This is a genomic window from Acidisoma sp. (assembly GCF_965199065.1).
Lineage (GTDB): Bacteria > Pseudomonadota > Alphaproteobacteria > Acetobacterales > Acetobacteraceae > Acidisoma.
The window spans coordinates 428538-447031 of the sequence record NZ_CBDAQN010000003.1 but is presented as its reverse complement, the minus strand read 5'-3'; the positions used below and the strand labels follow the sequence as shown (position 1 = coordinate 447031).

At 63.1% G+C, this 18494-nt stretch carries 18 protein-coding genes; 6 read left to right on the top strand and 12 right to left on the bottom strand.

Annotation, left to right across the window (positions count from 1 at the left end; genetic code table 11):
• Positions 1–93 precede the first annotated feature (93 nt).
• Together ACOEQ1_RS10270 and ACOEQ1_RS10265 are read left to right on the top strand one after the other, a co-directional pair.
• Complete coding sequence (locus tag ACOEQ1_RS10270) at positions 94–747, top strand: hypothetical protein (protein ID WP_419759152.1); 654 nt, start codon at positions 94–96, stop codon at positions 745–747.
• Positions 748–1107: 360 nt separating this feature from the next.
• On the top strand, positions 1108–1491 hold the full coding sequence (locus ACOEQ1_RS10265) for a transketolase-like TK C-terminal-containing protein (protein ID WP_419759151.1): 384 nt from the start codon (positions 1108–1110) through the stop codon (positions 1489–1491).
• A 77-nt stretch (positions 1492–1568) separates the two neighbouring features.
• On the opposite strand, the gene ACOEQ1_RS10260 is transcribed toward ACOEQ1_RS10265, so the two are convergent.
• The 3 genes from ACOEQ1_RS10260 to ACOEQ1_RS10250 all read right to left on the bottom strand — a co-directional run bounded on the left by ACOEQ1_RS10260 (position 1569) and on the right by ACOEQ1_RS10250 (position 4367).
• Positions 1569–2450 (bottom strand): LysR family transcriptional regulator, encoded by an 882-nt coding sequence (locus ACOEQ1_RS10260; RefSeq protein WP_419759150.1) that lies wholly within the window; start codon positions 2448–2450, stop codon positions 1569–1571.
• Between the two features lie 583 nt (positions 2451–3033).
• Positions 3034–3417, bottom strand: coding sequence for a nuclear transport factor 2 family protein (locus tag ACOEQ1_RS10255; protein WP_419759149.1), 384 nt, complete (start codon positions 3415–3417; stop codon positions 3034–3036).
• A gap of 89 nt (positions 3418–3506) precedes the next feature.
• Entirely contained in the window at positions 3507–4367 is an 861-nt protein-coding gene (locus tag ACOEQ1_RS10250; RefSeq protein ID WP_419759148.1) for an alpha/beta fold hydrolase, read from the bottom strand.
• Between the two features lie 411 nt (positions 4368–4778).
• Between ACOEQ1_RS10250 and ACOEQ1_RS10245 the strand changes: the two genes are divergently transcribed.
• Positions 4779–5453, top strand: coding sequence for a DUF7002 family protein (locus ACOEQ1_RS10245; protein ID WP_419759147.1), 675 nt, complete (start codon positions 4779–4781; stop codon positions 5451–5453).
• A gap of 184 nt (positions 5454–5637) precedes the next feature.
• Entirely contained in the window at positions 5638–6024 is a 387-nt protein-coding gene (locus ACOEQ1_RS10240; RefSeq protein WP_419759146.1) for a nuclear transport factor 2 family protein, read from the top strand.
• Between the two features lie 375 nt (positions 6025–6399).
• Here ACOEQ1_RS10240 and ACOEQ1_RS10235 read toward each other — a convergent pair whose 3' ends face one another.
• The 3 genes from ACOEQ1_RS10235 to ACOEQ1_RS10225 all read right to left on the bottom strand — a co-directional run bounded on the left by ACOEQ1_RS10235 (position 6400) and on the right by ACOEQ1_RS10225 (position 9263).
• Positions 6400–7338 carry an alpha/beta fold hydrolase gene (locus ACOEQ1_RS10235; RefSeq protein ID WP_419759145.1) on the bottom strand — a complete coding sequence of 313 codons (939 nt, stop codon included), beginning with the start codon at positions 7336–7338 and terminating at the stop codon, positions 6400–6402.
• 48 nt (positions 7339–7386) lie between these two features.
• On the bottom strand, positions 7387–8193 hold the full coding sequence (locus tag ACOEQ1_RS10230; RefSeq protein ID WP_419759144.1) for an MOSC domain-containing protein: 807 nt from the start codon (positions 8191–8193) through the stop codon (positions 7387–7389).
• Positions 8194–8330: 137 nt separating this feature from the next.
• Complete coding sequence (locus ACOEQ1_RS10225) at positions 8331–9263, bottom strand: alpha/beta fold hydrolase (RefSeq protein ID WP_419759143.1); 933 nt, start codon at positions 9261–9263, stop codon at positions 8331–8333.
• A gap of 523 nt (positions 9264–9786) precedes the next feature.
• Here ACOEQ1_RS10225 and ACOEQ1_RS10220 point away from each other — a divergent pair.
• The gene (locus tag ACOEQ1_RS10220; protein WP_419759142.1) at positions 9787–10692 is read left to right on the top strand and encodes a LysR family transcriptional regulator; all 906 of its coding nucleotides are present in this window, start codon (positions 9787–9789) and stop codon (positions 10690–10692) included.
• A gap of 81 nt (positions 10693–10773) precedes the next feature.
• On the opposite strand, the gene ACOEQ1_RS10215 is transcribed toward ACOEQ1_RS10220, so the two are convergent.
• Positions 10774–11046 carry a hypothetical protein gene (locus ACOEQ1_RS10215; protein ID WP_419759141.1) on the bottom strand — a complete coding sequence of 91 codons (273 nt, stop codon included), beginning with the start codon at positions 11044–11046 and terminating at the stop codon, positions 10774–10776.
• Positions 11047–11081: 35 nt separating this feature from the next.
• Entirely contained in the window at positions 11082–12047 is a 966-nt protein-coding gene (locus ACOEQ1_RS10210) for a hypothetical protein (protein WP_419759140.1), read from the bottom strand.
• A 391-nt stretch (positions 12048–12438) separates the two neighbouring features.
• Between ACOEQ1_RS10210 and ACOEQ1_RS10205 the strand changes: the two genes are divergently transcribed.
• Positions 12439–12981: a fasciclin domain-containing protein gene (locus ACOEQ1_RS10205; protein ID WP_419759139.1), complete on the top strand. Its 543-nt coding sequence runs from the start codon at positions 12439–12441 to the stop codon at positions 12979–12981.
• Positions 12982–13211: 230 nt separating this feature from the next.
• Here the strand turns inward: ACOEQ1_RS10205 and ACOEQ1_RS10200 are convergent, their stop codons facing one another.
• Genes ACOEQ1_RS10200 through mdtN form a run of 4 tightly spaced genes read right to left on the bottom strand, consistent with a single transcriptional unit; the run spans position 13212 to position 18481 of the window.
• Positions 13212–13775 (bottom strand): hypothetical protein, encoded by a 564-nt coding sequence (locus tag ACOEQ1_RS10200; protein ID WP_419759138.1) that lies wholly within the window; start codon positions 13773–13775, stop codon positions 13212–13214.
• Positions 13772–15307 carry a TolC family protein gene (locus ACOEQ1_RS10195; protein ID WP_419759137.1) on the bottom strand — a complete coding sequence of 512 codons (1536 nt, stop codon included), beginning with the start codon at positions 15305–15307 and terminating at the stop codon, positions 13772–13774. The genes ACOEQ1_RS10200 and ACOEQ1_RS10195 overlap by 4 nt, the downstream gene beginning before the upstream one ends.
• A complete protein-coding gene (locus ACOEQ1_RS10190) occupies positions 15300–17459 on the bottom strand; it encodes an FUSC family protein (RefSeq protein WP_419759136.1) in 2160 nt (719 codons plus the stop codon). Before ACOEQ1_RS10190 ends, ACOEQ1_RS10195 begins: the two co-directional genes overlap by 8 nt.
• Positions 17456–18481 carry a multidrug transporter subunit MdtN gene (gene mdtN / locus ACOEQ1_RS10185; protein WP_419759135.1) on the bottom strand — a complete coding sequence of 342 codons (1026 nt, stop codon included), beginning with the start codon at positions 18479–18481 and terminating at the stop codon, positions 17456–17458. The genes ACOEQ1_RS10190 and mdtN overlap by 4 nt, the downstream gene beginning before the upstream one ends.
• Positions 18482–18494 lie beyond the last annotated feature (13 nt).

Sequence of the window (18494 nt, the reverse complement as noted above, 5' to 3'; positions counted from 1 at the left end):
ATGAAGTTTCTGACTGTGAGCGTCGGAGGGTTCCGTTAGCGAGATGACAATGACGCATTCCGTCGGTTCTCATCACGTCTCAAGGTAAGAAAAATGGCCGATAATCCGATCCACACGTTTTTTCAATTCTTGACGGGAGGAATTCCGGATCAGGTCCACCTCGGGGGACTCCGCTGGTTCACGGTCGCGCTCTACTGGGCGATCCTGCTCGGCAGTGTCGCTATTTTCTCGATTAACTGGCGACGCGACCCACGTCAGCGCACTGTCACTCACGTCAGCATCTACGGTATGCGCGTGCTGATCGCGGGTATGTGGTATCTGGGCACGCTGTGGAAACTGCCTCTCCCGGTCTCGGCAGGCTTCCACTACTGGCTTGGCGCCAGTGTCAAATACAGCTCGTTCACCTGGCATGCCGCCATCATGCAAATTTTTCTCAATCACATCGCGTTGATTCAACCCGTAGTCTATCTGCTTGAGGTGTTCTTTACCGCCTCCCTGATGCTGGGCTTCATGGTCCGTCTATCGGGAACGCTTGCCGCGCTGTTTACGCTGAATCTGCTGATCGGTCTGTACAACGACCCGACCGAGTGGCCGTGGACCTATGTTGGTATCATCTGCGCGCACGGGATGTTCGCGGCGACCCAGGCCGGCCGAAGCTTCGGCATCGACAACCTGCTCGCCAAGCGGCTCGTCACGGGTATCCGCTATGACGGACCTGTGGCCCGTGCTCTCGCTCTCGCGTCCTGACACGTGAGCGGCCTTGGCCCATCAAGGCGACCGAACGGGGGGCAGGCCGCGATCGGAGTCCATCCCCTGATCTCTCATCACGAGGTCCGGCGTGCGGCAAGGCCGACATGGTCAGCGGCGGAGGAAAAATGCAACGGCGGCATAGGGATCGTCACTTGCGCTCGCTCGCTCGGAGTGACCTTCTCGAGCGATACCGCAGCGCCCACTCCGCCCTTGCGATGCCAACGAAGTTGGCGAAGCCTGGCGCGTCATCCTGAAGGCGAACCCCAGCCGGCCCGCCTTATCCCAAGCCGACAGGCGCTGCCGACGCTCGATCGCATCCGATTTTCCTCCGCCGCCGGCCTAACGCGTGGCGTTTACGTGCTCGTCGATCTGGGCGGAAAAAGCCCGAAGGTCATCCTGATCGGAACTGGGAGTGAGGTCTCGCTTTGCATCGCCGCCGCCGAGCGGCTCGCGGCCGAAGGCATCGCCGTCCGCGTGGTCAGCATGCCGCCCTGGAAGCTCTTCAAGCAGCAGGATGCGGGCTACCGGGCGGAGGTGCTGCCAAACTCCATCACGGCTCGCGTCGCCGTTGAGCAGGCTTCTGCGATGGGCTGGGAACGCTATGTCGGCCGCCGAGGCGCGATCGTCGCGATGCACACCTTCGGTGCCTCCGCGCCCCTGGAAGGCCTCCTGACCAAGTTCGGGTCTACGCCCGGGCATGTCGTCGCCCTGGCCCGCGAGCAGGTCGCGAGGCAGGGCTGAGACTTTGGCCGAACACCTTCGCGGCGTTCAGGGACTGTGCGGTCCTTTGCCCGGCTGCGTCTCCTCCACATGATCGGCTATGACCACAACCTCGCCCGGGCAAGCTTGATGAAGGAGGTTGCCGCGGCGGATTTCGGCCGACCACCGACTGTTTCTATAACAACATCTTGCTTGAGATCAGGCTCGTTAAGAGGTCGCGCCACGAGATCGTGCGGAACGATCCAGGACGACAACCCAAGGCTCAAGCCAAAACCACTTCGAACCAGCTGGAGTGATGTCTCCCAATTGTCTGCTCGATGAGGAGTAGCGGGGCGTCGTCCTAGGGTTCGCGCCAAGCGCGTCAGGAGCACCTCGGGCAGAGCGTCTGCGTCAAAAGCTCCGAGCATGGTCGCATCCACCAGATCGGTGGCGCGAATTTCACCGACAGCGCCGATGACGTGACCATGAGGGAGGAACAAAGAAGTCGCAGCGGAAAAGAGGCGCCATTGGTTGAAACGCGCGGGGGGACTATCGCATTGCAGACCAATAAGAACGTCCAGTTCGCCCTGTAACATGCGGTCTCGAAGAGCGGGCTCCTTGTCAACGGTGACACTGAATTCAACCGTTTTCACCGTGCGAACAACCTCTGCGAGGATTGGACTGATCAGGGGCAGGGCAAGCCATGGGCTGAACCCGAGGTGAAGTGGCGCACTCTCATGCGAACGGAACTGTCGCGCTTCGGCCTTTGCAGTATCAGCAGCTGCCATAATTTGTTCGAGCAACGGCAGCATCGCCTGCCCAAATTTGGTGAGCTGCGTAAGAGAGCGTTCTCTGAGCAGGAGGTCACCGCCAAGCTCAAGTTCCAGCCGACGTATGGACCGGGAGAAAGCAGGTTGCGTGATGCGGCACTCCTCCGCTGCCCTCGTAAAGTTCAGCAGTCGTGCAACGGCCAGAAACTGGCTAATCTGCTGGAGATCCATAGCGCAGAATCCTTGGAGCCCGCCATATACTCTGCGGTGGCGGAAGCGTGGATTGGAGGCTCATATGGCGGTCGATACACTCGGCCATCTGCTCGCTCGGCATGTGACCGCCGCCGCGGTCGAAGGGATAAAGCTCGAAGTCCTCAAGCGGCCCGATGTCAAAGCGAGGCTTCGTGCTTCTGCCGGAGGCTATGGGTTGTCGAGAGATCCTTTGCCTGCGCCAACCATTGCCTCAGGCTAGCCAAGGATTACGAGCCCTACACCGTGACCCTTGCCGAATTTCCCGAATAACCTGCGAAACCGGTCGTGTGCTCATCGACAACACGGATTGATCTTTTCGGCTCTCCGCGATGCTGAGCATATGGCTGACCGGAAGCGCTTGCCGAGACGAAGTAGGACGAGTTTGTCTTGGAAAGGGCGCTTCCCAAACAGGAATCGATCTTCGTCCCGAATTTGATCGTCGCTTCGAACTCTGCCTAACGCTCGCGCGTGCCCCGTGCGCTTTGTACGGCCTTGACCGCCGGGCTGATGACGACCTCGCTGCCGGGATTTATCGCAACACCTTCACCATGGACGCGGCTCATCAGAGCCGTGCCTCGGCGACGGCCAGAGTGTCGATATACTGGCGGAAGCGGGTGATCTTGCCGTCTCTGACAGTCCACACATGGGCGTAGCGGGCTTCGGCAGTCTTGCCCGTCCTGCCGTGAACGCCGGTGAAATCGCCCAAGGACACCACCGTGTCGCCCTCGGTGATGAACTCGGTCGGAACGAGCGCGAAGCGCGACCATTCCGCGACCAGCGGCTTGAAAAGGCCTTCGGCGACGCGCTCGGGTCCGCGACCGTCAACCTTGTAATGCCACATCGTGATCCATTCGATGTCGGGCGCCATCAGGCCTAACGCGCCGGGAGCGTCTCCGGTGGAAAGCTTCTCATAGAAGCTGCGGACGATGTCGGTGGGCGTGTTCATGGTCGGTCTCTTTCAGGGGTGGCGACGGCCGCGCGATGGTCCGGGTATGGAGGGAGGAGCCGGGCGCCTGCGACGCCCGGACGCCGGCATCAGCCGACGTGCTTGGCGAGAAACGCGCGCATCGCGGACCCGATCTCCCGTGCGTGGGTTTCGAGGGCGAAGTGGCCGCTATCGACGAACCGGACCTCTGCCGAGGGGACATCCCGTTTGAACGCCTCCGCGCCCGGCGGGATGAAGAACGGATCGTTCTTGCCCCACACTGCCAGAACAGGGGGCTGATGCTGGCGCAGATAGGCCTGGATCGCGTCGTAGAGCGCGACATTCGATTGGTAGTCGAGCAGCAGGTCGAGCTGGATCTCCGCATTGCCCGGCCGCGCCAGATAGAAGTCGTCCAGGTTGCGGCCGTCGGGAGACACCAGGCTGGGATCGGCAACGCCATGCGTGTATTGAAACAAGGTCGTCTGCGGCGCCAGGAAGCCGCGCAGGGCGTCGCGATTGGCCTGCGTCGGCTCCTTCCAGTAGGCCTGAACCGGCGCGAAGGCATCCGACACGCCTTCGAGATATGTGTTGCCATTCTGGGTGACGATGGCGCTGATCCGCTCGGGATGCTTTACCGCCAGGCGGAAGCCGACTGGGGCACCATAATCAAAGACATAGACGGCAAACCTGGCCAAGCCGAGGACTTCGGTGAAACGGTCGATGACGTTGGCGATGTTCTCGAAGGTATAGTCGAAGGCGTCGCGAGCCGGCTGCTCGGTCATGCCGAAGCCAGGAAGGTCGGGCGCCACGACATGGTAGCGTTCTGCCAGTTCCGGTATCAGATCTCGGAACATGTGGCTCGCGCTCGGGAAGCCGTGGAGCAACAATATCGTCGGGGCATCGGGATTGCCGGCCGAGCGGTAAAATATCTTTAGGCCATCCACGTCGATAGTTTTGAAACGAGTGGTCATGTTCTAATTTCCTGGATCTCGCGGCATCCGCCGCCGCGAACTGTGATTGTCTTTTCACTCTTCCCGGCCGTGCCGGGCAGCGTCTATGTTTGGGAAGCGACCTTCCATGGGGCGGAAGGCGCTGACGCATGGCCGGTCGGCCCTTCGCACCAGAGCAAGTAGACGGCGATCATGCTCCTAGGACTTCCATGACGTGAAAACCGTAGTTGACCGACTTGAAGCACGCTCGCTGGTGCTGGCCGCCCCCTCGCACGCGTTCGACGTTAAGCTCAATCCGCTCGACCTTGTTCACGGGGCGCGAGGCCAGCGGCCGCTCCAGGATATGAGAGTGAACCCGGGCGTCAGTGGTCATTATCCTCGAGAGGACCCGCGTCGCGTCGCGGTGCGCGGTCCAAACGCGGGGGCGGTGCGATGAGCCTGGACGAGCCTGGTGAAGCAGGGAAACCGGGCGCCGCGCCCGCCGGCGCTGGGGCGATGCCGCGCCAGGATCGGCGCTTCTCGCGGGTGACACGCCTGTATCATCTCGCGGAGGCCGACAACCTCGACTCGATCCTCGAGCATGGCCTGCTCAGCACCGAGAGGTTGCTGGAACGGGCTGGACTGCCGGTCGCGGAGCGCGCCGAAGCGATGCGTCGTCACCGCCCCGTTCATGTGCGCTTGCCGACTGGAACCCTGATCCGGGATCAGGCTCCTATGCCCCCGTCCGCTCTGGCGTCGGCGCTGGACGACGGCATGGAGCCCGGAGACTGGTACGCGCTGTTGAATAGTCACGTGTTCCTCTGGCCCGACCGAGCGCGCCTGGAGCGGCAGCGCAAGGCCTGCGGGATCCGCCTCCAGTTCATGCTGACGTTCGACGCCACGGCACTCCTCGCCCGGTTTGGCGAGCATGCCTTCGTGTCGCCGATCAACAGCGGCAATGCGCGCCGCAAGCCCGCTCGACGCGGACGCAAAACTCTGCTCGCCTACCAAAGCTGGGACCGGGCCGGGTGGCCGACCGGGCAACGAAGCCGGCCGCCCGCGGAGTTCCTGTTCAGTTGCGCGGTGCCAGCCGCCGCGCCCTATTTGCTGGGTGTCGAGGAGATCTGAGACACGCGGCGTATCCTCCATTCAGGCGGGCAGCGACCATCCAGGTGTTGGAAGGGTCGCTCTCATATTGCGGGGCTGTCCCATCAGACACCAGGTGGGCAATCTGACTCTGGTCTGTATGGCCGCGGCCGGCGGAGGATTTTCCCTCCCTCGATGAGCGGCGCCAAGGCAAGGGACATTCTCCATGACGACACCGACTGATGTTGTTCTTGCACTCTATGCCAGACTCACCGCAGGAGATGCGCGCGGCGCTCTGGCTTTGATGACCGACGATATCGAGTGGATTCCGATGATGGACTACACCGTCGACGGCCGGGGGCCGCAGAAGGTGCTGGAAGGGATGCTCATTCCCGCGATGACCGAATGGGAAACCTTCACCCTGACACCGAGCGAGTTTGTCGCTGAGGGACACAAGGTTGTCTCCATCGGCCGCTTCCGCAGCCCGCATCGGACCACGGGCAAATCAGCGGACGTCAATTACGCTCATGTCTGGGAGGTGCGAGACGGGAAGATCTCTAAGTTCCGCCAATACATCGACACCGCTGCAATCGAGGCTGTGCGCCACAACTGACGCCTTGAACATCGACATGCAGATGCGGGCCGCGTATCCCCGGTTTCGCATTCCCGTGGTGCCCACTTCGGAGGCGTGCCGATGGACGGTCCAAAGTCGGAGGTTCGATCGGAGATGCCCTGCGGGCCGGCGCCCGGATCGCGGGGAGTCTTGTAAGGGTGGCAACGACGCCAGGATAAGAAGTGGGAGGTTCGATGGATATCAGGACGTGTCGGGGAAGCGCGGTCACAGCGTTTGTCTTTGACGCCCACGGAACTCTGTTCGATACAAACTTAGTCCGAGATGGACTCGAACTGGCATTCCGAGGTCAAGGTGACTGTCTCACCCGGATTTGGCGCCACAAGCAGCTCGGATACGGGCAAACAAGCCGTGCCGTCAGCCTGGATGCCGGGCCATGAAGTCCAGGATCAGGCGCGCGATTTCGTCCGTCTTCTCATCGAGGGCAAAATGACCGGCGTCGAGCAGATAGATCTCGGCGTTGGGGAGATCACTCTTGTATGCCGACGCGCCTGCGGCGATGAACGAGGGATCGTTGCGGCCCCAGACCACAAGGGTGCGCGGTTTGTGCGCACGCAGCCAAGCCTGCCATTTGGGATAGGAAGCAACATTGGTCCGATAGTCGTATAGCAGGTCCGACTGGATTACCCTCTGCCCCGGTTGTGAAAGGTGGGCGAACTCATCGGTCCAGGTGTCCGGATTGTAGCGATCAGGATGCGTTGTGCCGGCAATATGACGCTGTTCAGTCGCGTTGAATGACATGAAGGCATCGACGACCTCCGGATGCGCCTTTGGATCAGCCCAATATTCGGCAATCCTGTGCCATTTAGGGCCGAGGCCGGCCCTGTAGATGTTGCCGTTCTGGATGATGAGGGCGTGCAACCGCTCAGGGTGCGCGAGAATGATTCGAAACCCTACCGGCGCACCGTAATCATGGAGATAAAGAGTATAATCCTTGATCTTCAGACTCGACAGAAGATCGTCGATCGTCGTTGCGAGATGATCGAAGGTATAGCTGTAAGCCGACGGCGGTGGTGAGTCGCTCTGACCGAAGCCCGGATAGTCCGGTGCGATCAGATGGTAGCGGGTGGCGAGCAGGGGAATGAGCGTTTCGAACTCGCGGGAGGAGGACGGGAAACCATGCAGCAGCACGATTGTCGGCGCGTCCTTCGGGCCCGCCTCCCGATAGAAAATTCCCAACCCGTCCACATCGACGCGGTGATATGTGGTCGTAGCGTCAGTCGAAGGGAGAGACGCGGCCTGCGCCGTGCCTGCGAACAGGATAGCTGCGAGGATATATCGCAAGAGTTGGACCATTCGAACGGTTCTCATTGTCTGAAGTGCTATTGCGTCATCAAATCCGACTCAAGCGAGATGAGGCTCGCCCGGCGCCTCTTGCTGATCATCCATCAGATGGAGTACGTCGCCCGGCGCAAGCCGACCGCCTCGAATGATTTCCGCATAGACTCCGCAGTCATTGTGGCCGCGATAGTCGAGTATGGACCGCGGAATGTTGAGGTCACGCACCCCGCGTTCGACATCGACGCTGGTGGCCGGACAACGCCGCGTACGCCGCACGACTCTGAGCAGCGCCTCGCCGGAGCGAAGCGTTCTGCCGACCCAATCCAGTTCAGACCATGCCGGGCAGCCATCGAAATAGACGTTGGCTCGAAATCGCCGCGGATCCAGTTTCTGGTCGATATGATCCCCGAGATCACGAACCGTCGCGAGGTTTATGAGCGATATGCTCCGCATCAGCGCTGCCGAGTGGACGCTGATGTCGGTGAACTGATGCCCGTCGGCCCGGACCACCTCGGCCTCACCGCGTAACGGCTGACCAAGGAACTCCGTAAGGAAATCGGCCAAGGCTTTGCACCCGTCGGCGTTCCTCAAAGCAAATGTGTGCCGGGCATCATCTGTCCTGATCTCGAGATGGTGGGTATCGGTGTCGAACAGGCTCTTCAGCAGCGCTAGGCGTTCAAAGCGCGCAAGCATCAGGAAATGCGTCTTAGGCATCGGAACGGGCTTGGTCCTGTCGAAGACGAACGAGCCATCGGTGACGGCATAGAGACGGTCAAAGGCGAAGCCCTTGCCGGCCTCGACATCGACGGAGGAAAGCTTCTCTGGGGACAGACCCTTGAGAGGGTAACGGAAAAGGCTATCGATCTTCATCACGATCACCTGCAGGCACGGGTTTTCCACTTTTGGTCATCGAGGCTTGATGAGTCTAGCGTCGAACCTCATTCCGATTATTTGCTGCGCCTGCATGTGTGCAAGCCACATAACGTTCTCACACAACCTAGCGCAGTTCATTCGGGATGCCGAGACATGAAGTTCAGGATAATGCTGGCGATCTCGTCGGTCTTCTCGTCCAGGGCGAAATGGCCCGCATCCAGCAAATGGATCTCAGCATCCGGTAAGTCACGCTTGAACGCTTTGGCCCCGGGTGCAGTGAAGGACGGATCATTCGCGCCCCAGACCACCAGGGTCGGCGGCTTATGGTCGCGCAGCCATGCCTGCCACTTCGGATAGCAAGCCACGTTGGTTCGGTAGTCGTAGAGCAGGTCCGTCTGGATCTCACGCTGCCCGGGTTTCGACAGATGGGCATATTCGTCTGTCCAGGAATCTGGATTGTAGCGGTCGGGATGCGATGTGCCGGCGGTATGACGTTGTTCTGTCGCCTCGAAGGACAGGAATGCATTGACGACCTCGGGATGGGCCTCCGGGTCGGCCCAATATTCGGCGATCTTGGCCCACTTGGCGCCCAAGCCATCCTCGTAGATGTTGCCATTCTGGACGATAAGAGCGTGAAGCGGTTTCGGGTGAGCCAGGATCATGCGGAAACCAATTGGCGCGCCGTAGTCGTTGAGATAGAGCGTGTAGTGGTTGATATTCAGCGCGGCCAAAAGATTGCCAACCGTCTGGGCAAGATGATCGAACGTGTAAGTGTAGGTTGATGGTGGCGGCGCGTCACTCTGACCGAAGCCGGGATAATCCGGCGCGATCAGATGATAGCGTGTCGCGAGCAAGGGAATGAGTGTGTCGAACTGGCGCGACGACGCCGGGAAGCCGTGCAGCAGTACGATTGTCGGCGCGTTCGGCGGGCCAGCTTCGCGATAGAAGATTTCTACGCCGTCCACCTGTACGCGGTGATAGGTGGTCGTCCTCGACATGGATTCCACGGGTGCGGCTTCCGCAGAGCTAAGAGCGGAAGAAGCCGCCATGACAGTCGTGTCTTTCAAAGACGTCTGCTCCTGAGGCAATGGTTCAAACGCGGCCATGCGTCTGGGCGAGGTGCAGGGCGGCCTCGTTGGCGCATTCAAGATCGCCGGCCCGGTCCTGGGTCAGCACCGTCGGCTGGAAGCGCAGCTCGTCGCTCTTTGATACGCCGGCCTGATCCAGCTACGCGCGCAAATAGGGATTGGTAGTCCAAAACGAACGGCGGCGGCCGAAAGTTCGGAGCATAGGCGCCGGACATCCCGACCAGTGTTGCCAGCCCCGGTATCAGGCCGCGGAACATCTGGCGGCTGGTCGGCAGACCTCGAAGCAGCAAACTCGGTGTGATCGCTGGCTTCATCTCGACCCTTTACTTCGGCGGCCTGGTAGTAGGTTCGCGTGGTCATCAAGACTGCTCCCGAGGCGTGATGGACGCCTCAGCCGCTGAGCCATGGGTTTTAGTCGTTACTATCCTCTTTTAGGGGCTTCCCATGATTACGGGGCAGCCGCTAGATTTGGGAGGCAACCTCTCAATTCATGGAAGGCCCTTTGGACCGTCTTGACGCCATGTCGGTACTGATCGCCGCTGTTGAGAGCGGTAGCCTGTCGAAAGCGAGCCGCAATCTCCGGCTGCCGTTGGCGACGGTCAGCCGTAAGGTGGCCGACCTGGAGGCGCATCTTAACTCCACCTTGCTGATACGGTCGGGAAAGGGACTGGAACTGACACCGGCGGGGCGCTCCTACGTCACCGCTGTGAAAGCCATCCTGGAGCAGTTGACCGAGGCGGAACGCGCCGCCGCCGGCGAATATACCGAGCCCAGGGGAGACCTGGCGGTCACGGCGCCGATCATGTTTGGCCGGATGCACGTGCTGCCTGTGGTGGCGCGCTTTCTTTCCGCTTTTCCCGACGTGGCGGTGGCATTGGTGTTGACCGACCGGATCACGCACTTCTTGGATGACCAAGTTGATGTCGCGCTCCGCATCGGTGTGTTACCGGATAGCAGCCTGATCGCCACAGGCTTGGGGTCGATCCGGCGGCTGGTTTGCGCAAGCCCCGGCTATCTGGCGACGAACGGCGTCCCCACGACCCCCGACGACTTGGCGCGGCACAGTGTGATCTCCTTTGGAGGCGTCTCCTCGCCCACCACCTGGACCTTCGAGTCCAAAGGGGTTGCGGTTACCGGGTCGTTTCGATCCCGGCTCAGCGTCAATACGATCGACGCGGCAATCGATGCCGGACTGTGCGGAATGGGTCTCATCCGGGTGAACTCGTATCAGGTCGTGGACCACGTGCGCAGCGGGCAGCTGGCGGTCGTTCTCGAGGACTTCGCGCCCGCGTCGCGACCTGTGCATCTCGTCTACGACAAGCAAAACCGGCTCCCGCTGAAGCTGCGCGCGTTCGTCGATTTCGTGGTCCCCCACCTGCGCGAACGATTGGCGCAGGCAGCACTCTAGAGCGGCTCGGGCGCTGCCACCGAGCATCTTAGCTCCCCCAGCGCCGCCGCCGTTTATCCGTGAGTCGCTCGTTAAGCACGTCTAGCGGCGTGCCCTTTTGGCTTTGGCTATCGCAGATCGCGCTTCCTTCGGAAGGTCGTTTGGAATTGCGGCGGCATGGGTCGTGCGCCGACGGTGGGTGACCGGTTGGCCCTCGATAGCCTTCTTCGTGTCGGCGATCAGCTGGTAGGCATAGGCGCGGTCGATACCCTGATGATGAGTGCTGCCGATGTTGAGTGGCTTGCCCTCCGATTCGCTTATTGCATTAACAATATCCCGGACGAAGGCTTCGGAGCTGTACAGTTCCATCGGCATGGAAATTTCCTTTTGAGATTAAAGCGCCAAGAGAGTTACAATAGCTTCCAGAAGATAATTGCCAGGACGATTAGCGTGCCGGCAATGAGGAGAGTTCCCTTCGCATCGTTTCGACGCTGATCGGGTACGCGGGGGTTGAGCCACCACAGGAAGCCATTGTTGGTCCAGGGCACCAGCCAGTTTAGCAGCACGATACTCGCAACATTGCCGATGAGCAGAGCAAAGGAGAAAGGAATGCCTAGCCGCTCTTGCAACAGCGGAACCTGCACAAAGGTGCCGAACAAGAACACCACCGGAAACAGCATGAGCAGAACGATCATGTTCTGCTTCCAGACGGCGGGAGCTTTCGTCCCTTCCTTAGGGATCGGAAACCACTGGTCAAATCCCGTGCGGGCTACGCGGTAGTGGAATTCCTCCGTCAGGTCAGCCGCCTCTGCCAAAATTCGCGCACGAATGGGTGAATCGAGCCAAGCTTGAAGGTTTTCCTGCGTGTCGAAGCGCAGAATGGTCAGCCAGTCCGCCTGCACACCCGCGATCGGCGGCTCGAAACGATAACCTTGCAACCCTTTGGCTGCGGCCTGCGTCACGGCAACCTTCTGCTCCCACCTCCGATAGGCCTCTTCGCAACCTGGCTTCACCCGTGTCGAGATGATTGCGGAGACGGGGCTTGGGGCGGGAAGGTTGGACATGCCGCGAACGACGTGGACATCGGCGCGACCGGTCAACAGAGGCTGGACCAAGGTCAGCCGCTCCAGCCGCTTTGACGAGCGCAACCATCCGATCGCGGAATCCGAATCTGCGAAACGCTGCAGGATTACCCAATCATCCTGAGCAGGAGGGCTTGGCGGAAGCATCGTCTGCTTGAGGAAGCCCGGGAAAGTGGCGATGATCTGGCTGGTTTCGGTCTGCCAAGCTTCGAAGGCGACCGTGCTGTCCGAACGGACGCTGGTTTGAGTCACAATCGTGACGGCGGTGTCCCCTTGGGTCTCAGAAATGGTCATGGCACCTTGCTAATCGATTCGGGACAATGCTCAGTTGAATATACTCCGGGAGTTCAGTCTACCCCTAAGGATGATCCGACAGGCGTAGATCGGTATTCCCCCCAACTTTCAGATCTGCTCGATCTCGCCCACTGAAGCGTCGAGGTGTCGCGACGGCTAGCCGTGGGCTGGCCGTAGGCGCGCACCATCGTGCTCGTTGCGCACCCCCGTAGGACGCACCGCCGCGCCCCCAGCCGGGGGATTGCCGCTGGCCGCGCTGGAAGTTGATCTTGCAAGCGGTGAGGCTCTTCGCGCTGCGGTGAGCCGCGCTGGCGACCGGCTGCTGCGGCACCCGAAATGCAGACGTGACCACGAGCGACTGAAACATCGAACAGAGACGGAATCTTAACATATGCGCAGCATCGTAAAATCCCTTCGCCGCCGTACACGGCCGTTCATGGCGATCGCGGCGCTTTCCATGGCCGGTGGCGTTGTCACCGCACACCACGCCTTTGCCCAGAACGCCTTCGCGGTGATGGCCTCCAACGCCGACCTCAGCGACTGGCTTGGTCTTGTGGAATCAGCCGGCCTCGGGGGCGCCGCCGGCAACAACGAGTATACGGTGTTCGCCCTGACGAACGATGGCTTCGACCAACTCAACGCGCTCCTCCGGGGTAAGCTCACTCAGGCGGGCTCCAACCGGCCGGTCGATCCGCAGCTTCTGCAGGAGGTGGTACGGACGCATGTCATCCTCGGCCTGCACCCAGCATCGGAATTCGCCGGAAAGACCGTGACGCTGACCACAGCCGCCGGCGACCCGATCACGGTCGACGGCACCGACCCGACCTCGCTCAAGCTCACGATGCGCTATGCAACAGCACATGAGGTCGCGCCGCCGATCGTTGCGGACAACGCGATCATCATCCCGATCGTCGACGACAACGCGCATTTTTGAAGCTCATGCCGTGATGCGCGCCTGCACACGCATCACGGCCTCCAGCCGGTCAGACAAGTCGCAGCGCAATCAATTCGTTGCGGCAGCACCGCAGATTGCCGATGGCATTGAGGCTGCGATCCTCTAGCCGCCGCCGTACTTCCTCCCTCGCAAGCCGCGGCTTCCGGTCGAGGTGACGACAAACTTTATGGCGCGCTCTCCGCTCGATACCCGAGGATGCGTCGCGCTCGTCATCCCCTCAGCTTGGTCCAGATGAAAACAAGTAGCAGCAGGCCAACCATGGAGAGGCCAAGGACGGCACGCAGCCGCAGCCCGAAGTTGAGCGATATCCGGGTGGCGCAGCGAAGATCGTCGCCCGACATCACAATGATCGTTAGCAGGACGAGGCCGCTGAGCCATGTTGCGTCGGACCGCCACGGCAAGCTTGTGAAGACGCCGGAGACCAGCGAAAGCGCGGTGGTTGTCGCCGCGGCAGCGCTCAGGCGGTTTGCCGCCCATTGCAGCGCTCGGTCTTCGGCCGTTGCCGCGTCGGCAATGTCGGCCGACTGATGCCACCAGATCGCTGACAGAAAGCCGAAGAGAACGGAGAGCAGCAGGCCGAGATCGACGAAAGATTGTCGTGCGCCGGGGGCCGCGAGGCCAGAGCGCGCGCCCAATGCCGCGACTGCCAGGATCGCCAGGGCCAGCAGCAACCCGGTAGGTGGATGAAGGCCGGCTCCGCGCCGCTGGACGACGTCCAGCCGACGCACGGCGGCTGCCCCGCGGGAAGCGGCCGGATCTGCGTCGTTGCTCATCGCCCTGCCGCGGCCGGGCCGCCCGCCACGGACCCAGAGGTGAAGGCGCTGCCCGAGGTTAGCATCCCCGTTGCAAAGGCAAGCGCAGCCGCGTTGATCAGAAGCTGTGAATGCGCGCGTGCGAGGGCGCTTCTTGCCGAGGTCAGCGCCGACTGTGCATTCTGCGCATCGGTGAAGGTCCCCACGCCTTGGCTATAGGCACCACTGGCCGCGGCGGCCGCGGTCTCGGCAGCCGACTGCAAGGCAACCGCCGCCTGATACTGGCTGAGGCCCGTCTCCACCTGATCATCGGCCAGCGCGACCTGCCGTAGCGCCTGCTCGCGATCCTGGGCCAGCGCATCCGCCGCCGCCGCGTTCTGAGATTGCGCGAGAAAGAGGCGGTTGCGCAGTAGCCCACCCTGGTAGAGCGGCCAGTCGAAATTCAGGAAAATGCCGGCCTGCGGCTGCTCCACATCCTCGTAAGGTGCGTCATCAACGCTGATCCGGCCGATGTTGCCCTGGACGTTCGCGCTGATCGCAATCTTTGGATAGAACTCCGACCTGGCCTCGGCGATTGCTGCCTCGCTTGCACGCAGGCGCCCGAGATCGGCAAGCAGATCCGGTCGCCGCGCGAGAGCTTGACGCATCATCGCGTCAACTGTGTTGCTGGCGCCAGAAAAGATAGTTGCAGCACTGCCGGCAATCCGCAGATGCGTCGTCGGCGGCAGGTCCATCTCCGTCAGCAGCGCATAGGTTGAGTCATGCTGTGCCGCGGTCGCCGCCGCAAGGTCGTAGCGCGCCTGGGCGGTATTGCGCCGGGCGAGCGCCACGTCGACGCTGGTGCCGAGGCCCTGAGCCGCCATCGCTTCCGCCGACTTCTGTAGAAGTTCCGCGCTCGCCAGCGTCTCCCGCGCGGCAGCGCGCTCCGCATTCGCCCCGTCGAGCGTGAAATAGGCTCGGGCAACGCCGAAGATGAGCGCCTGATGCGCCGCGGTGAATTGCGCGTTCGCCGCGAAGGAGAGTGCGCGGGCGCCCTGCACCGTGGACGCGCGGGTGCCGAAATCGAACAGCAGGTAGCGCACCGCGAGTTCGGGGAGAAACTCCTCCCCGTTCGCGGTGATGTAGCCTTGCTGCACCAGATCGGGCGGGAAGGGCGACGCGATGTGCTCATAGCCCGCGAGCGCGGTCGCGGTCAGTGCCGGCAGATAGGCGGCTCGCGCCATGCCGACCCGGATCGCCGCCTGCCGCGCCTGCTCCCAGGCGAGCCGCGTCGTCTGGTCGCGCCGCTCGGCGATGTCGATGAGCTCCGCCAACCCGTATGCATGGGCGGGATCGACCTCGGCCGCAGTCTCGACGGGCGGTGAGAGACCGGTGCTGACCGGTGCCGCGAAGTTCGCAGACGGCGCCGCCGTGCCTGTCTCGGCGACGGGCTGCCAAGGTGTGTCCGGCGTCGCGGGAGCGAGATTGCGCGTGTCGTTGCAGCTGGCCAGGAGCAGGGCGACGAGGCTCGGTAGAAGAAGACCCAACAGCGAAAGGCGGGGCACGTCATCCATCCCCAGCGACCTCCGGCGGCACCGCCTGCAGGCCGACCAGGTCGAGTATTGCCACGATGTCCTGACGCAGCAGTCGGTACCAGGCGTCGCGGGCCGCGAGGTGAGACAAGACCGCATCCGAGGTCCCGTCAGCGGTGTGAAGTTCCGGCGTCGCGGGCAGACTGGCGGCGACGGCGAGCGATCCATTCCCGCTCTCGACCCAGGCTGCACAGCGCTGGAGCCACGCGGCCAACGCAGCGTGGTGGGCCGCGATGACAGCCCGTGGCGTTACAGGCACTGCCTGCCAAACCGGATCGGCGGTCATGTCCAGAATAACGGAGAGCGGGACGATCAACCCCTGCACCCGTGCGAGCAGTGTTGCATCGACCCGCCGCCGGCCGTCGGCAGACTGAGCGCTGAGCACCTCCAGCCGATCGTTGACGACAAGCGCACGCGCCTGGCCGATCGCTTTGGCGACGCCCTGCTCAGCCGCGCCGCGCGCTGTGGCGGGCGCGTTCGCGTCGATGGAGAGGAGCGCCGCGAAGTGGCCAAGCGCGGTCGCCAGCCCGTGCCGCACGAGGGGCGCGATGCGTACCGGCCAGATCGTGGTGAAGACGACGTAGACGGTGATGTTGCCGATGAGGATGCCGACGATCCGGTCGCGCGCCGTCTCCATGTCGAGCGTCGGCCCGTAGCCCTGGAGGACAACGAGATAGAAAGCGAGCGCCGTTTGCCAGCCGGCGTAGGAGATGCGCGGGCTACCTGTCGCGATCCAGGCGGCGAGGAGCGTCACCACCAGGACCACGGCCAGCAGTTCGCCAAGATCCGTCATCAGCGGCATCAGCAGGAGGATGGTGCCAAGTCCGAGCGCGGCGCCGATGAGGCAGCCGGTGATGCGCAGCAACGCCTTGTGCAGCGTGTCGCCGACGGTATCGAGCGAGACGAAGAAGCAGGTGATGATGCAGGTGTGGATGCCCGGCCAGTCCGTCAGATTCTCGCCGAGGTAGCAGAGCATCACCGCGAGCGTGACCTTGAAGGCGAAGCGCCGGTGAGCAGGGCTGGTGAAGGCGTCCGGCACCAGTAGCCGACGCGGCGCCTTCGGGGCTTTGGCCTGCGCGGCCGAAGCCGGGGACGCGGCGCTGTCCATGGCTGCGAGGCATTCCGACAGTGCCCGCTTCAAGGGACCCGCGACAGCCGAGGGCGGCGGCGCGACGGTGAGCGGCGTGACCGGAGCGGCATGGCCGCTCCTCAGGAGTTCCGCCGCGCGTGCGCAGGCCGCGGCCGCCGGCTGCAACTGCGCGCGCGGCGCTTCCTGCTCGGGAAGCCTTCCCCAGGCCAGCAGCACGCGGCCTAGCCGGTCAAGCGCCGCAACCAATGCGCCTGCCCCCGGCAAAGGCGGCGCGCGATGCAGAACGCTTGCCAGATGCTGGAGTTTCAGAAGCCCGGCCGTGCCTTCGCGGGCAAAAGCCGCAAGCCGCGCGCCCGCGCCCGCCTTACCGCGGCAGAAGTCTTCGGCGGCAGCCATGCGGTCGAGCAGTTCGGCGCGCAGCACTTGACCCGGGTCGCGGCCGAACAGGATGTTGGCGAGGATCACGAGCCCAATCGGAATCGCGACGATGACCCCGAGCCAGAGCAGGAAATGGACCAGCGCCTCCTCGGGCGGGATGAAGGCGAGCTCGGGCAGGCCCGGCTTCGTCGTGTCGCCAACAGTCACTGGTGCAAGCGAGAGCTGCAGCACGTCGTCCCCCAGCGTCAGGCCATAGGCGAGGATGAAGCCCGCGGCGAAGACGATCGGGCCAAGGCTCGAAGCCCGGGCGAGGAACATGGCGAGAAAGGTGAAGAGCGCGATGAGGGGGATGCGCAGGGCGGGTTCGGCCAGGCTGAGCATGAAAACGATGATCGTGACGCCGATGGCGGCGAGGACGGCCATGCCGGCGAAAGCCGCCGAGAGGATGGTGGAGCTCGCCTCCTCATGTGAGACGAACAGCACGACGTAGGCGGCGAGGGCCGCCTCCGGCAGCCTGAAGACTTCCGAAATACTGATCGAGATCAGCACCAGCACGGTGATCCTGAGCGTGTTGCCGAGCCGACCGGGAGACGGCGCCATCTCCTGGAGCAGCCGGGCGAGCGTGCCCGGTGGGTTGTCTTCGTCCACAGCCAGCGCGGCGCTCACGGCCCGGCCACCCGCCGGCTGACTACGATCGAGGCCGAGGCGCCCAGCCGTAGAAGCGCCGCGGGCGGCGAGGTCAGCCGGATGCGGACGGGAAAGCGCTGTGCGATCCGGACCCAGTTGAGGCTCCGCGGCACGTCCGGCAGCCCGCCGAATGTCGCGCCCTCGTCCGGTTCGACGCCCCAGCCCAGGCTGTCGACGGTGCCGTGTATCGGTTGATCCGGCGCCATCAGCACGTAGACGAGCGCTGGCGCACCTGGCCGGATGGCGGGCAGATCCGTCTCGCGGAAATTGCCGACGGCATACCATTGCTCGGTGTCGATGATGGTGAAGAGCGGCACGCCCACTGTCGCGAACTCACCCGCCGCGATGTCGAGCGTGGTGATGCGGCCGTCGCAGGGCGCCCGCACGGTGGTAAGCCGTAGGTCGCGCTCGGCGAGCGCGAGCGCCGCTTGGCTCGCGACAAGCGCCTCCTCATCCGGCTTGACGCTGCTGATGCCCTGGTGCGCCTCCACAGCCTGCTGCCGCGCCTGGTCAAGCGATACCTGCGCCGTCCTCTGCGCCGTCCGCGCTTGGTCAACCTGCTGCGCCGTCACGAAGCCGCGCCCGAGCAGGGGTTCCAGCCGGTGCAGCGTGCTGGTGGCGAGCGCAAGCTGCGCCTGCGCCGAGCTGATGCCCGTGCTGGCGACGCCCGCCTTGGAGGTTTGCGACGCAACCTGGTTCGCCGTCACGCCGATCGTCGCCTGTAGGGCGCGGACATTGGCAGCCGCCTGCGTGACGCGCAGCCGGTACGGCTCCTGATCGATGCTGAACAGCACCTGGCCCCGGCGGACAAGCTGATTGTCCTGCACGTCAAGCTCAACGATGCGTCCGCTCACGTCGGGGGCCATGTGGACGAGGTCGGCCTGGAGGTAGGCGTCATTCGTGCGCGGGCTCGCCTGCATGCGCGCGGCCGCCGCGAAGCCGAGCCAGATGAGACCGGCGAAGGCCGCCAGGCTGACGAGGATCCCGAGGATGTGGCGCACCGACCGATGACTT

Coding starts and splice junctions, on each gene's coding strand:
- ACOEQ1_RS10270 (WP_419759152.1), top strand. CDS start 94: ATGGCCGATAATCCGATCCACACGTTTTTTCAATTCTTGACGGGAGGA.
- ACOEQ1_RS10260 (WP_419759150.1), bottom strand. CDS start 2,450: ATGGATCTCCAGCAGATTAGCCAGTTTCTGGCCGTTGCACGACTGCTG.
- ACOEQ1_RS10255 (WP_419759149.1), bottom strand. CDS start 3,417: ATGAACACGCCCACCGACATCGTCCGCAGCTTCTATGAGAAGCTTTCC.
- ACOEQ1_RS10250 (WP_419759148.1), bottom strand. CDS start 4,367: ATGACCACTCGTTTCAAAACTATCGACGTGGATGGCCTAAAGATATTT.
- ACOEQ1_RS10245 (WP_419759147.1), top strand. CDS start 4,779: ATGAGCCTGGACGAGCCTGGTGAAGCAGGGAAACCGGGCGCCGCGCCC.
- ACOEQ1_RS10240 (WP_419759146.1), top strand. CDS start 5,638: ATGACGACACCGACTGATGTTGTTCTTGCACTCTATGCCAGACTCACC.
- ACOEQ1_RS10235 (WP_419759145.1), bottom strand. CDS start 7,338: ATGGTCCAACTCTTGCGATATATCCTCGCAGCTATCCTGTTCGCAGGC.
- ACOEQ1_RS10230 (WP_419759144.1), bottom strand. CDS start 8,193: ATGAAGATCGATAGCCTTTTCCGTTACCCTCTCAAGGGTCTGTCCCCA.
- ACOEQ1_RS10215 (WP_419759141.1), bottom strand. CDS start 11,046: ATGCCGATGGAACTGTACAGCTCCGAAGCCTTCGTCCGGGATATTGTT.
- ACOEQ1_RS10210 (WP_419759140.1), bottom strand. CDS start 12,047: ATGACCATTTCTGAGACCCAAGGGGACACCGCCGTCACGATTGTGACT.
- ACOEQ1_RS10205 (WP_419759139.1), top strand. CDS start 12,439: ATGCGCAGCATCGTAAAATCCCTTCGCCGCCGTACACGGCCGTTCATG.
- ACOEQ1_RS10200 (WP_419759138.1), bottom strand. CDS start 13,775: ATGAGCAACGACGCAGATCCGGCCGCTTCCCGCGGGGCAGCCGCCGTG.
- ACOEQ1_RS10195 (WP_419759137.1), bottom strand. CDS start 15,307: ATGGATGACGTGCCCCGCCTTTCGCTGTTGGGTCTTCTTCTACCGAGC.